This is a genomic window from Citrobacter sp. Cu233, from assembly GCF_030332225.1.
GTDB lineage: Bacteria > Pseudomonadota > Gammaproteobacteria > Enterobacterales > Enterobacteriaceae > Citrobacter.
In genome coordinates this window covers 266,040-279,471 of sequence record NZ_JAOWIF010000031.1, presented here as the reverse complement: position 1 = coordinate 279,471, position 13,432 = coordinate 266,040, and the positions used below count along the sequence as shown (strand labels likewise).

Genomic DNA, 13,432 nt, shown 5'->3' with positions numbered 1-13,432 from the left:
GTATTTATTTGCATGAAAAGCGCTTAAGTATGCAATCATACCTATTAAGACCACGATAAAAGCACCAAAATAGTGCACTGAAATCATTATGCACCGTAACGGCTAACCCCTATGGTGCAGTCAATTCCCCGTTTCAGCGTATCAATCGCCGTAGACATTAAAGTTAAAATACTTACTCGCCATTTTGTCGTAGGTGCCATCTTTACGCAGTTCGCCCAGCGCTTTATCAAACGCCGCTTTCAGCTCGACATCGTCTTTGCGTAACCCAATCCCGGTCCCGTCGCCAAAGTATTTTTTATCTTTTACTGAAGGACCGGCAAACGCGTAATCCTTACCTGCAGGTTGTTTCAGGAAGCCTTCGCTGGCTGCGACTTCGTCCTGCAATGCCGCATCCAGACGGCCCGCCGTCAGGTCAGAATAGATCAGATCCTGGTTCGCATAAGCCACAACATCCACGCCTTTGCTGCGCCAGTTATCATTGGCATAGGCTTCCTGCGTCGAACCTTGCAGTACGCCAACATGTTTACCCTTGAGTGAATCCAGAGTCGGTTGAATTGGGGAGCCTTTCGCAGCGATCAGACGTGAATCTGCTGCGTAAAGTTTGTTTGAGAAAGCAATTTCTTGCTGGCGTTTCTCGGTGATGGAAAGCGAAGAGATGATGGCATCAATTTTTTTCGCTTTCAGCGACGGGATCAGCGCATCAAAATCGCTGGCGACCCAGGTACATTTGATCTGCATACGTTTACACATCTCATTTCCCAGATCGATATCAAAGCCGACAAAATCGCCTTTGGCATCTTTAGAGGAAAAAGGTGCATACGTGGTGTCCGTACCGATACGAACTGTCTGCGGAAGTGCTGCGTAGCTGGCTGCGGTTGCACAGACTCCTACCAGCAAAGACAAAGCAAGAACCGTCTTCTTCATACATAACCCTCAAGTGGCGTAATTTTATTATGTTTTACGTTGTGTTGTGTGTTTGCAGACTTTTTCATGCAGGTCTTATGCCATTTTCGCATCGATGAGGATATTCGACGTTAAATATGTTAATAAAACGTTGCAATATTGTCCTGATTTTGAAGATAGCAGGTCTGACGGTTGAACCGCAGCGTTTCGTTGCGTTTTAACGAATTAAATGTTGAGGATATGATCGCGGTTACAAAATTGCCCTGAAACAGGGCAATGGATGTTTCTTTGCACGTTGATGGAACGACTTATGCGCCCTGCCAGCGAGTGAACAGATCCTGCGGAAGGGTAATATCAAACTGATCAAGTACGCGATTAACCGTTTGATTAATCACATCATCAAGTGTCTGTGGCCGATGATAGAAGGCGGGAACGGGTGGCATAATCACCGCGCCAATTTCTGCTGCCTGAGTCATAAGACGCAAGTGCCCGAGATGCAACGGAGTCTCACGTACACACAGCACCAGCGGACGGCGTTCTTTCAGCACCACATCTGCCGCGCGGGTAAGCAGTCCGTCTGTGTAGCTGTGAACAATACCTGAAAGCGTTTTAATTGAGCATGGCAGGATGACCATTCCCGCCGTCTGGAAAGAGCCAGATGAAATACTGGCGGCAATATCACGCGTATCGTGTGTCACATTCGCAAGCGCCTGTACGTCACGCACAGAAAGGTCCGTTTCCAGCGCCAGCGTCTGTCGCGCCGCCTGGCTCATCACCAGATGGGTTTCCACGTCAGCAACGTCGCGTAAAACCTGTAACAGCCGCACACCATAAATTGCACCGCTTGCGCCAGAAATACCAATGATGAGTCGTTTCATGTTTAATCGCCCTTGCTTGTTCAGGGCCGACTTTGCAGGAATTTACGGTGAGTTGCAAGCAAGGGTGCAACCTGCACCCTTGCTTGCGAGCAAACGTTAACCTTCGTTGTGCATCTCAAGATTTTCCGCTTCGTTCTGACGCAATACCGCTTTGGCATCGTCATTACGCAAAGAGTCCAGGAAATCGAGATACTGCTGGTCAACATCTTTAGTGACATAGACGCCATTAAACACGGAGCATTCAAACTGCTGAATATCCGGGTTCTCAGCACGCACAGCGTCGATCAGATCATTCAGATCCTGGAAGATGAGCCCATCTGCGCCAATGATTTGACGGATCTCGTCTACTTCACGACCATGAGCAATCAGCTCCGTCGCCGTTGGCATATCGATACCATAAACGTTCGGGAAGCGAATCTCCGGTGCGGCAGAGGCCAGATAAACCTTCTTCGCTCCGGCCTCACGCGCCATCTCGATAATCTGTTCTGAGGTGGTCCCGCGCACGATAGAGTCGTCTACCAGCAGCACGTTCTTATCACGGAATTCCGCGCGGTTGGCGTTCAGTTTACGGCGCACGGATTTACGGCGCAGTTGCTGACCCGGCATGATAAAGGTACGCCCCACGTAGCGGTTTTTCACAAACCCCTGACGATACGGCTTACCGAGGATACGGGCAATTTCCAGCGCGATATCACAAGAGGTCTCCGGAATGGGGATCACCACGTCGATATCCAGATCTTCCCACTCACGGGCAATTTTTTCGCCAAGCTTTGTTCCCATATTCACACGGGCGCTGTAGACGGAAATCTTGTCGATGAAGGAGTCAGGACGCGCGAAGTAAACATATTCAAACAGGCATGGGTTACTGACCGGATTATCGGCACACTGGCGGGTAAACAACTGGCCTTTTTCGGTAATATATACCGCTTCACCCGGCGCGACATCGCGCAGGAATTCAAAGCCCAGCGTATCCAGCGCCACGCTCTCGGAAGCCACCATATATTCGGTACGACCATCACCGATATCGCGTTTGCCCAGCACCAGCGGGCGGATACCATTAGGATCGCGGAAGGCCACCATACCGTGGCCGATAATCATCGCCACGCAGGCATAGGCGCCGCGGATCTGGCGGTTAGTTGCGGCAATCGCAGCAAAAATATTATCGGCTTCCAGCGGGTAGTGGCGGAAATTATCCAGCTCGCTGGCGAAAATATTCAGCAGAATTTCAGAATCTGAAGTGGTATTGATGTGACGGCGCTTTTCTTCGAACAGCTTTTTACGCAGCTCATGCGCGTTGGTCAGGTTGCCGTTGTGGGCAAGCGTGATGCCATACGGTGAGTTGACATAAAAAGGTTGAGCTTCGGAGGCGCTGGAGCTCCCAGCCGTTGGGTAACGCACATGACCGATGCCCATATTGCCCTGCAAACGCTGCATATGGCGCGCTTCAAAAATATCGCTCACCATTCCGTTTGCTTTACGCAAACGGAAGCAGTTATTGGCATCAATGGTGATGATGCCTGCGGCATCCTGGCCACGGTGCTGAAGCACCGTTAACGCGTCATAAATCGACTGGTTTACCGGCATAACACCGGCGATACCGACAATACCGCACATACGTCTTTTCCTCGTTCAGCAACGACCCAAAGTTTATACTTTGGGCAAGAAACTTGACGAGCTTTGCAGATAGTCAAAGAACCATCTGATGATGAAACTGAACTGTGGGATCAGCTGCGACTTACTCCAGTCTTCACTTTTCGACACACCGGTAAATGTATCGAGAAAGAACAGTATGGCGGCGACGATCAACGCCCCTCTCAGAGCACCGAAGCAGATCCCCAACACCCTGTCAGTCCCCGACAGGCCTGTTTTCTCCACCAGCTGACCTATCACAAAGTTAACGATAGCGCCGACGATAAGTGTCGCGATAAACAGTATCGCGATAGCAATCCCATTCCGAACCAGTTCGTCTTCAAAGCCCGTAAACCAGACAGACAGGTAAGTGTAGTAATGGCTGGCGACAAAGAAAGCACAACCCCAAGTCACCAACGATAATGCTTCACGTACAAAGCCACGGATCAGGCTAACCAGACAGGAAAAACCAATCACCGCGATAATGGCGTAATCAATCCAGACCATAAGTGTCCCACGATTTTACGCCCTGTCGTCCTGTTCGGGGCGCATTCTAACAGAAAAAGAAAACGTTTGCGTAGGGATTTCCTTTCCACGCGTAAATAAAAATGGCGCTGAAAAAATCTTCAACGCCATACGGTTTTATGCCTCTTCGGGCACTGCCGGATAACGGTGTTAATACCTTATCCGGCCTACGTGAGACAGCCCCTTAATTAGGGGTATACCCCATAACAACCCCACTCAGGCCGGAGATTTTCTGCAGTTCTCCCAGCGAGTTTTTCAGCTTATCTCTGGACGCATCAGGCCCGACAAGAATTCGGGTTATTTTACCCTGTACTGGCGTTGACGGGGAAGTATATACCCGGAAACCCGCCCCACGTAACTTACCGACGATCTCATTGACCTTATCCGCATTTTTCAACGCACCAAGCTGCACAACGTAGGCTTTCCCGGTTGGTGCCGGGGCGTCTTCGACGACCGGTTTCGGTGCAGGGGCAGGAACGGGCGTCGGCGCCGGAGCAGCAACAACAGGTTGCGGCTTCGGTTTAGGTTTTGGTGGCTCTACAGGTGCAGGGATAGGATCTAACTCTGCGTTGTTTGCTGCCGTCAGACGCGACGGATCCAATGACGGCGCTGCCGCATCACCGGCACGTACCTCTTCTGCGGCACCTTCCGGCGGTTGCGTCGGCAGTGCCTGCGTCGCCGCAGGCATCATGTCCGGTTCATCGCGATCTCCGGGTTTTGGTACCAGGGGGATCGCCGCAAACTCATCCTGATAATGTTTTTTCTGCCCGTCGAGCAACCCGGGAAGCACAATCACCCCAAGCGCGACCAGCACAATAGTGCCAACTAATCGATTCTGAAACTTACTCGCCACCGCTTCTCCCCACGTCTATTACTTCCATGACATGTGCGACAGTGTGAAACGATCCACACACCAACACGGTATCTTCTGGTTTTGCCGCGGCCAGGGCCGCAAGCCATGCCTGAGCCACGCTGCCATAGGCTTCGCCATTACCCAGGTGCTCCAGCAGTTGTTCTGCCGTTGCGCCACGCGGGCCTTCCAGAGGCGCACAATACCAATCGTCAACCACGCTTTTCAACCAGGCTAACGTACCGGCAATGTCTTTATCATGTAGCATACCGATAACCGCAAGTACGCGCCCGCTTTTCACTAACTTTTTCAGACGTTCTGTCAAATATTCCGCCGCATGCGGATTATGAGCAACATCAAAAATCACCCGCGGTGACTCGCTCACAATCTGAAAACGCCCCGGTAAAATAGCCTGCTCGATACCTTCACGAATCGCCTGCTCGCTGACGTTAAGTCCGCTGGCTCTCAGTGCTGCCAGTGCGGTCGCGGCGTTAGGTTGCGGGACCTGCGGTAACGGCAGTTGTGTCAGCGTACCGTGGCTATCCGTGAATGACCAGTCGTTCTCTGTAACAGAATAGCGCCAGTCCACACCACGGCGCTGCAGTATCGCCCCTGTCTCTTGCGCCACATCCGCGATGGTATAGGGCATTTCCGGTTCACCGACGATAGCCGGTTTCTCTGCACGGAAGATCCCCGCCTTCTCGCGGCCAATGCTCTCGCGATCGGGCCCCAGCCAGTCAGTATGGTCAAGCGCAATGCTGGTGACTACCGCGACATCAGCATCGACGATATTGGTTGCGTCAAGACGGCCGCCTAACCCCACTTCCAGAATCACCACATCAAGCTGCGCCTGTTTAAACAGCCACAATGCTGACAGCGTGCCGTATTCAAAGTAGGTCAGGGAAATATCACCGCGCGCAGCTTCAATCTCAGCAAATGAGGCGGTATGCGCAGACTCCGGCAACTCGCCCCCCTGCACGCGAACACGTTCCGTGTAGCGCACCAGGTGGGGAGAACTGTACACACCGACCTTATATCCGGCCGCGGTGAGTACGGACTCCAGCGTTCGGCAAGTCGTGCCTTTGCCGTTGGTTCCCGCGACGGTAAAAACAAACGGCGCCGGTTTTAATACGCCCAGTTTCTGTGCCACCAGATTCACGCGTTCAAGACCTAAATCGATGGTTTTACTGTGCAGGTTTTCCAGATAAGAAAGCCACGAGGCCAGGGGCGACGTGGCTTGGGGAATACGTTTATTGTCCATGATGCCTGTAGATTCGTTACGTTGAGAAAAGCAAAAAGGCAGCGCCAAACGGCCTGCCCTTTTGTACTCGTCATCTTTCAAGTTGCAGGAGTGTTGGCGCTACTTGCTCACCCGAATCAATTACCAGCGTAAGCTCATCGGGATGAATTCTCTTGCCACCTGCCTGCAACCCGAAATCCATAGAGTAAACTATCAGACCTCTGATTCCTGATCAGGTGCCGGAGATACCACCTCACCCTCACGTGGTTCATCCGGATTCGGCGCGGGCAGATTCATCAGCTTCGCCAGAACACTTGCCAGTTTCAGACGCATTTCCGGGCGGCGTACGATCATATCGATAGCGCCTTTTTCAATCAGGAATTCACTACGCTGGAATCCCGGCGGCAGTTTTTCACGTACGGTTTGCTCGATAACGCGCGGGCCGGCAAAGCCGATCAGTGCTTTCGGCTCAGCAATGTTGAGATCGCCCAGCATCGCGAAGCTTGCTGAAACACCGCCCATGGTAGGATCAGTCAGTACGGAAATGTACGGTAAACCGCGTTCCTGCATTTTCGCCAGCGCTGCAGAAGTTTTTGCCATCTGCATCAGTGACATCAGCGCTTCCTGCATACGCGCTCCGCCAGAAGCGGAGAAACAGATCAGCGGGCAGTTGTCTTCCAGCGCCTGTTCAACCGCACGGACGAAACGCGCGCCGACGACAGAGCCCATGGAGCCGCCCATAAAAGCGAACTCGAATGCAGCTGCAACGACCGGCATGCCGTGAAGCGTACCCTTCATTACCACCAGCGCGTCTTTCTCACCGGTTTCTTTTTGCGCAGAAGCCAGTCTGTCTTTGTATTTTTTGGAATCACGAAACTTCAGCACATCTTTCGGCTCAAGCTCGCTACCCAGTTCCACAAGAGAACCTTCATCTAACAGGCTATGCAGGCGATTACGCGCCGACATGCGCATGTGATGGTCACATTTCGGACAGACCTCAAGATTACGTTCCAGCTCAGCACGGTATAAAACCTGACCGCAGCTATCGCACTTGGTCCACACCCCTTCAGGAATGCTTGCCTTGCGGGTGGGAGTAATGTTGCTTTTAATTCGTTCAATCCAGCTCATTGGTGACCTTTCTGCCTGAACCCTAGTCAGCTTTGTTATAAGGGGCGCATAATGCCATTTTTGCCCCTAACAGACCATGAATGTTGCACATTAAAACATAACAGCCCGAAACTTTGGATAAAAAAGTGGTCGAACCGCTGAGTTACTTTCTATTTTTGCGCCCTGGATGCCGCACGTTTGTGACGAATGATTTCGATAATACCAGGCAATACAGAAAGGACGATAATCGCCACAATCAATAATTTCAGATTTTCCTGCACCACCGGCAGATCGCCAAACAAGTAGCCTGCATAGGTGAACAGTAATACCCACAACAGCGCGCCCACCACGTTATACATCGCAAAATGACGGTAGGACATGTGCCCCATACCGGCAACAAACGGTGCAAATGTACGCACAATAGGAACAAAACGCGCCAAAATAATGGTTTTACCACCATGACGTTCATAGAACGCATGGGTTTTATCCAGATAGCTGCGGCGGAAAATTTTGGAATTTGGGTTGCTGAACAGCTTCTCGCCAAACAACCGCCCGATGGTGTAGTTCACCGCATCGCCCACAATAGCCGCCACTATCATTAACGCCACCATCAGATGGACATTAAGATCGTTGGTTGGCAGTGCAGAAAGTGCACCGGCGACAAACAGCAGTGAATCTCCTGGCAGGAACGGCGTAACCACCAGTCCCGTTTCGCAGAACAGAATCAAAAACAGAATAGCGTATACCCAAACACCGTATTCCGCGACCAGTTCAGCCAGGTGCACATCAATGTGCAGAATAAAATCGATAAGAAAGTAAATCAGGTCCATAGTTTTGCCTTTATACGACTCAAATTAGTCCGCCAGAAATAGCGGGCCCATCGGCGGTTTTGGCAGGTCGAACCGATCCGGGTAATCTACCGCAACCAGATACAATCCTTCCGCTTTCGCCGTTGCCGCTGCCAGCGTTCTGTCCTTCGCCGCTAACAGTTCTGCTATCCAGCTCTCCGGCTGGTTGTGGGCGCCTACTTCCATCAGGCTGCCGACAATATTCCTGACCATATGATGTACAAAGGCATTCGCTTTAATATCCACCACCACATAAGTGCCGAAACGCGTAACGTTTATATGCATCACGTTACGCCACGGTGTGCGCGACTGACACTGCACTGCCCGAAACGAGGTAAAATCATTCTCGCCAATCAGGCACTGAGCCGCACGATGCATACGCTCAGCATCCAGCGGCTCGTAGTAATGCGTCACGCCTTTTCCCAAAACGGCAGGACGCAACCGATGATTGTAGATGATGTAGCGATAACGGCGAGCCGTCGCGCTAAATCGGGCATGAAAATCATCCGGTACCGCTTTCACCCAGCGCACGGCAATGTCACCAGGTAAATTCGCATTTACCCCCAGCGTCCACGCCGCATCTTTACGTTGCGCGGTGGTTTCAAAATGCACCACCTGTCCCGTACCATGAACACCCGCATCCGTGCGGCCCGCACAAAATACGGTAATGCGTTCATTAGCAACCTGAGAGAGCGCTTTTTCCAGTTTCTCCTGAACGCTGCGCACTTCGTTCTGGCGCTGCCAGCCATAATACTTGCTGCCGTCATACTCAATGCCCAGCGCAATTTTATGCGTTGACGGCTGTTGCAGGTCAGACATTAGTACAGGTACTCCTGCACCAGTTTTTCCGCAATTTTTACTGCCATCAATGCGCCGCCAAAGCGCACGTTATCCGCCACGGACCAGAACTGAACCTGTTCCGGCATACCGTAGTCGTTATGTACGCAACCAATTGACAGGTGCGGTGTACCAGACGCATCACCAACCTGAGTCGGGAAATCGGTCTCTTCTGACAGAACAATATCTTCACCACGAGAAAAGGCATCACGCGCCTCTTCTGCAGCCAGCGGGCGCAGCGCTTCAAAATTCACCATCTGCGCATGACCGTAGAACACCGGTGACTGCACGATGCTGGCTGAAATCAACAGACCATCATCTTGCATAATTTTACGGACTTCATCGACGATACGACGTTCTTCGCGCACACTGCCTTCGCGATCGGGCAACAGCGGCAGCATATTGAACGCCAGTTGGCGGCCAAAGAAGTCATCCTCGTCAATCGGGATCCCGTTGAGCAATTTCGCACTCTGTCCGGCCAACGCGTCTACCGCTTTTTTACCGTGGGCGGAAGCCGAGATAATGTTGGTTACCGTAATCCGTGAAAGACCACCGTCATCGATCAGCGGTTTCAGCGCAGAAAGCAGTTGACTGGTCAGGCTGTTTGGCACCGCAATAACGTTGCGATTGCGGTAATCCGCCAGTACAAATGGGTTAACGTCCGGGATGACCAGCGGAACGTCTGGCTCAAGCGCAAACAAACCGCTGCTGTCAATCACCAGACAACCGGCATTGGTTGCTTCCTCCACCCATGCAGCGGTGGCTTCAACTCCCGCGACAAAAAATGCCAGCTGTGCCTGGGTCCAGTCAAAGTCAGCGACATCCTGAACAATGACCGATTTACCGTTAAAACGCAGGTGTTCACCAGCACTTTCATTACGTGCCAGCGCATAGATTTCACCGACCGGGAACTGGCGTTCAGCCAGCGTATCGAGCAGGGCTTCGCCTACGGCGCCCGTTGCGCCCAGAATGGCAATATTCCAGCCTTCAGACATGGTGATTTACTCCAGAAATACATAAGCGTCCCTGTCGTATTATTCGACAGGGAGCATTAAGAAGACATTAATGTGCCGGATGATGAACAGCGTTAAAACCCAGCTTACACAACAGGGCTGCGGCAGCAGCGTCATCACACATTACGTATAAAGACGACCATTCGCGACGTTCAAGATAATTCTTGCGCAGTTTATCAAATTCACCCGGAATTCCAGCAACTTTGCGCAGTGGCGCATCATCGCGGCGCACATCATACACTAAATGAACCAGCCTTTTCAGTGTTGGCTGATCTAACGGACCATGCAAGGTAATACGCCCAAATTCCGGTGCGGGTAACAACGTGTTTAATGCAACATGCTGCTCACGACCAATAAATTTGCTATAGGCCTCAAAGACCTGCGTTGTCCCACGCGCTTTCCCTTCCAGGGTATAGCCAGCAATGTGTGCCGTACCAATGTCCGCTTTCTCCAGCAGCGCCACATTCAGATCCGGCTCGCCTTCCCAGACATCCAGCACGACACTCAGCAACTGCCCGGCGTTGAGTCGATTCAGTAAGGCGGAATTATCCACGACCGGTCCGCGGCAGGCATTAATCAGAATGGTTCCGGGCTTCAGGCGGCTAATCAGCGCCTCATCGGCCAGATGCAGTGTTTTGTACGGCCCTTCTTTGAACAGCGGCGTATGGAAGGTCAACACATCTGCTTGCTCAACCAGTTCTTCCAGTGCGCGGAAATCGCCCTCGTCGCCCCGATCGGCACGTGGTGGATCGCACAGCAAGGTGCGGACCCCTAATGCTTCCAGTCGCGCCTGTAAACGCCCCCCCACATTACCTACACCGACAATACCGACCGTACGGTCACGTAACGTAAAACCGTCACGCTCAGCCAGCATCAGCAGCGCAGAGAAGACATATTCCACTACCGCAATCGCATTGCAGCCGGGAGCAGCAGAAAAACCAATACCTGACTGCGCAAGCCAGGCATCATCCACATGATCAGTACCTGCCGTTGCCGTACCGACAAACTTTACCGGTTTTCCACTGAGTAGTGATGCGTTTACTTTCGTCACCGAGCGCACCATTAAGGCATCCGCATCATCCAGTTCTGTGACGGGAATCGGGCGACCGGGAACCGCTTTGACCTCCCCCAAACGACTGAACAGTTCGCGGGCATAGGGCATATTTTCATCAACGAGAATTTTCACGTCTTTCTCACCTGTTTGAGAACGAGAGTTAACCGGGCAAGTGTGCCATAATCTCGCCGCCAGGCATACTGCGAGACCTGGCTCGCTCAGATTTAAGGAACAGAGATGATGCAGCCCATTTCAGGTACGCCCGCACGCCCTCCCGGCGAAGGCCAAAACCCGCCTTCCGGTGCAGGCGAGCAGCCACTGTCCACGCAGCAGCGTACCGTACTGGAACGACTGATTACCCGTTTGATTTCGCTTACCCAACAGCAAAGCGCCGAGGTGTGGGCTGGAATGAAGCACGATCTGGGCGTTAAAAACGATACGCCGCTGCAGTCACGGCACTTCCCCGCAGCAGAACAAAACCTGAATCAGCGTCTGGGGGTTGCTCAGCAGAATCATGCTAACCGTCAGGTTCTGTCACAGCTCACTGAATTACTGAGTCAGGGAAATAATCGCCAGGCGGTGAGTGATTTTATCCGTCAACAGTACGGGCAGACAGCACTCAGCCAGCTCAAACCGGAACAGCTGAAGAATGTGCTCACCCTGTTGCAACAAGGGCAGCTTTCAATTCCGCAGCCGCAGCAGCGGCCGGCAACCGTTCGCCCTTTATTACCCGCCGAGCACAATACGCTGAATCAGTTAGTCACTAAACTGGCTGCCGCCACGGGAGAGTCCGGGAAAATGATCTGGCAGTCCATGCTGGAACTGTCTGGTGTAAAAAGCGGTGAGCTGATCCCGGCAAAACAGTTCACCCATCTGGTGACATGGCTGCAGGCGCGCCAGACCCTCAGTCTGCAAAATGCGCCGACGCTGCAAACGCTGCAGGCGGCGCTAAAACAGCCGCTGGAGCCAAATGAGCTAACAGCCATAAAAGAGTATGCGCAGCAAACATACCAGATCCAGCCGCAAACGATCCTGACAGCGGTACAAGTGCAGGACTTGCTGAATCAAATCTTCCTGCGCCGCGTGGAACGTGACCGGGAGCAGGAATTAAACGCTCCGCGTCATCTTCAACCCATTTTCAGCCCGTTCGCGCCGGTGATTGAAACGGTAAAAACATTGTCGGCACGACCGGGGCTGATGTTTGTCGCCTTGCTGATCGCATTAGCCCTGTTCTGGTTGCTTGCTTAACCTTTTCGCAGAGTCAGCAGCGTCACGAAAATGCCCACTACAGCGGAAATCGCCCCGGCAAGGAATACCGAGGAGTAACCGTATGCAGTGGCCAGAACCCCGGCGACAGGACCGCTTATGCCGTAGGAGATATCCTGAAACGCGGCGTAACCGCCGAGAGCTGTACCACGAACCTGGGCAGGCACTCGCTTCACGACCTCGACGCCCAGCGCCGGGAAGATCAGCGAACACCCGGCCCCGGTCAAAGCAGCGCCCAGCAGCGCAACCCAGGCAGATGGAGCCTGCCACAATAGAATCAGACCCGCGGTTTCAACCAGCAAAGAGACAACCGCGACGTTCACCCCGCCAAATCTGTCTGGCATCCAGCCAAACAGAATACGCATCAGCACAAACGCGCTACCAAACGCGGTCAGGGTAAACCCTGCCATCGTCCAGCCATTGCTGACAAAGTAGAGCGAAATAAAGGTACCAATTACCGCAAAACCAACGCCCTGCAGCGCCAGGCCCAGACCCGGTTTCCAGATAAGCCCCACCACGCTCCATAAGGAAGGACGCTCTCCTGCATGAGCAGGGACTTTACGGACGGTACCGTTGAACGCCCATGCCAGCAGCGGTAATACCATCGTGGTTCCTGCCAACGCCGCGAAGCCAAAATGGCTGTGGATCAGCAGCCCCAGCGGTGCGCCGGCCGCCAGTGCGCCGTAAATCGCCATTCCGTTCCACGACATCACCTTACCGGAGCGTGTTGGCCCGACCAGCCCAAGCCCCCAGGTCAGTGTTCCGGTCAGTAACTGGCTTTCACCAAAACCGAGAATTAAGCGTCCGACAATCAACAACGCAAACTTCACGGGAACGGAAACAGGCAAAAGCGCCGCTAGCAACCACGCCGCACCCGCCAGCGCACAGGCAAACATCCCCTGCAGCGCCGAGCGCTTGGCGCCATACTGATCGGCTAACCTACCGGCATAACCACGTGTTAATACCGTTGCCAGAAACTGGATGCCCACGGCGATACCGACCATGGTATTGCCATAGCCCAGCTCCTGATGCACAAACAGAGGAATGACGGGCAAAGGTAAACCGACCGTCATATAGGTCAGGAAAACCGCAAAAGCGATACGAAACAGCGAAAAATTCGCTGAAGGTGTTTTTTCTTGTTGGGTTACAGCTGTCATGCGTTACTCCAAAATGCAGAGTAAGGCGAGGAATGTCCACGCCCCCTCTACCTGACTATCAGGATTAAGGTGCGTTGGATAACGTTAAACGCTTACGCATTATCAAGAGGATAATGTTGAAGCTG

The 13,432-nt window shown here is 52.8% G+C and carries 13 protein-coding genes; 1 reads left to right on the top strand and 12 read right to left on the bottom strand.

The window, feature by feature from the left end; genetic code table 11:
- Positions 1 to 141: 141 nt before the first annotated feature.
- The 11 genes from argT to pdxB form a co-directional block, all read right to left on the bottom strand.
- Positions 142 to 924, bottom strand: a complete 783-nt coding sequence (argT, locus tag OGX95_RS07780; RefSeq protein WP_286629035.1) for a lysine/arginine/ornithine ABC transporter substrate-binding protein ArgT — start codon at positions 922 to 924, stop codon at positions 142 to 144.
- Positions 925 to 1,211: 287 nt separating this feature from the next.
- Positions 1,212 to 1,805 (bottom strand): UbiX family flavin prenyltransferase, encoded by a 594-nt coding sequence (locus tag OGX95_RS07775; protein WP_502872775.1) that lies wholly within the window; start codon positions 1,803 to 1,805, stop codon positions 1,212 to 1,214.
- 72 nt (positions 1,806 to 1,877) lie between these two features.
- Positions 1,878 to 3,395: an amidophosphoribosyltransferase gene (purF, locus tag OGX95_RS07770; protein WP_137384176.1), complete on the bottom strand. Its 1,518-nt coding sequence runs from the start codon at positions 3,393 to 3,395 to the stop codon at positions 1,878 to 1,880.
- A 33-nt stretch (positions 3,396 to 3,428) separates the two neighbouring features.
- A complete protein-coding gene (cvpA, locus tag OGX95_RS07765) occupies positions 3,429 to 3,917 on the bottom strand; it encodes a colicin V production protein (protein ID WP_096756345.1) in 489 nt (162 codons plus the stop codon).
- Positions 3,918 to 4,119: 202 nt separating this feature from the next.
- Positions 4,120 to 4,788 carry a cell division protein DedD gene (gene dedD, locus OGX95_RS07760; RefSeq protein ID WP_286629033.1) on the bottom strand — a complete coding sequence of 223 codons (669 nt, stop codon included), beginning with the start codon at positions 4,786 to 4,788 and terminating at the stop codon, positions 4,120 to 4,122.
- A complete protein-coding gene (folC, locus tag OGX95_RS07755; protein WP_286629032.1) occupies positions 4,778 to 6,046 on the bottom strand; it encodes a bifunctional tetrahydrofolate synthase/dihydrofolate synthase in 1,269 nt (422 codons plus the stop codon). The genes dedD and folC overlap by 11 nt, the downstream gene beginning before the upstream one ends.
- Positions 6,047 to 6,238: 192 nt before the next feature.
- Positions 6,239 to 7,153, bottom strand: coding sequence for an acetyl-CoA carboxylase, carboxyltransferase subunit beta (gene accD / locus OGX95_RS07750; RefSeq protein ID WP_286629031.1), 915 nt, complete (start codon positions 7,151 to 7,153; stop codon positions 6,239 to 6,241).
- A gap of 149 nt (positions 7,154 to 7,302) precedes the next feature.
- A complete protein-coding gene (locus OGX95_RS07745; protein WP_286629030.1) occupies positions 7,303 to 7,962 on the bottom strand; it encodes a DedA family protein in 660 nt (219 codons plus the stop codon).
- A gap of 24 nt (positions 7,963 to 7,986) precedes the next feature.
- Positions 7,987 to 8,799, bottom strand: a complete 813-nt coding sequence (truA, locus tag OGX95_RS07740; RefSeq protein WP_271454958.1) for a tRNA pseudouridine(38-40) synthase TruA — start codon at positions 8,797 to 8,799, stop codon at positions 7,987 to 7,989.
- Positions 8,799 to 9,812: an aspartate-semialdehyde dehydrogenase gene (locus OGX95_RS07735; protein WP_286629029.1), complete on the bottom strand. Its 1,014-nt coding sequence runs from the start codon at positions 9,810 to 9,812 to the stop codon at positions 8,799 to 8,801. Before OGX95_RS07735 ends, truA begins: the two co-directional genes overlap by 1 nt.
- 67 nt (positions 9,813 to 9,879) lie before the next feature.
- Complete coding sequence (pdxB, locus tag OGX95_RS07730) at positions 9,880 to 11,016, bottom strand: 4-phosphoerythronate dehydrogenase PdxB (RefSeq protein ID WP_286629028.1); 1,137 nt, start codon at positions 11,014 to 11,016, stop codon at positions 9,880 to 9,882.
- A 108-nt stretch (positions 11,017 to 11,124) separates the two neighbouring features.
- Between pdxB and flk the strand changes: the two genes are divergently transcribed.
- Entirely contained in the window at positions 11,125 to 12,132 is a 1,008-nt protein-coding gene (gene flk, locus OGX95_RS07725; RefSeq protein WP_286629312.1) for a flagella biosynthesis regulator Flk, read from the top strand.
- Here flk and OGX95_RS07720 read toward each other — a convergent pair.
- Entirely contained in the window at positions 12,129 to 13,307 is a 1,179-nt protein-coding gene (locus tag OGX95_RS07720) for an MFS transporter (protein WP_286629027.1), read from the bottom strand. The two genes, flk and OGX95_RS07720, sit on opposite strands and share 4 nt — an antisense overlap.
- Positions 13,308 to 13,432 lie beyond the last annotated feature (125 nt).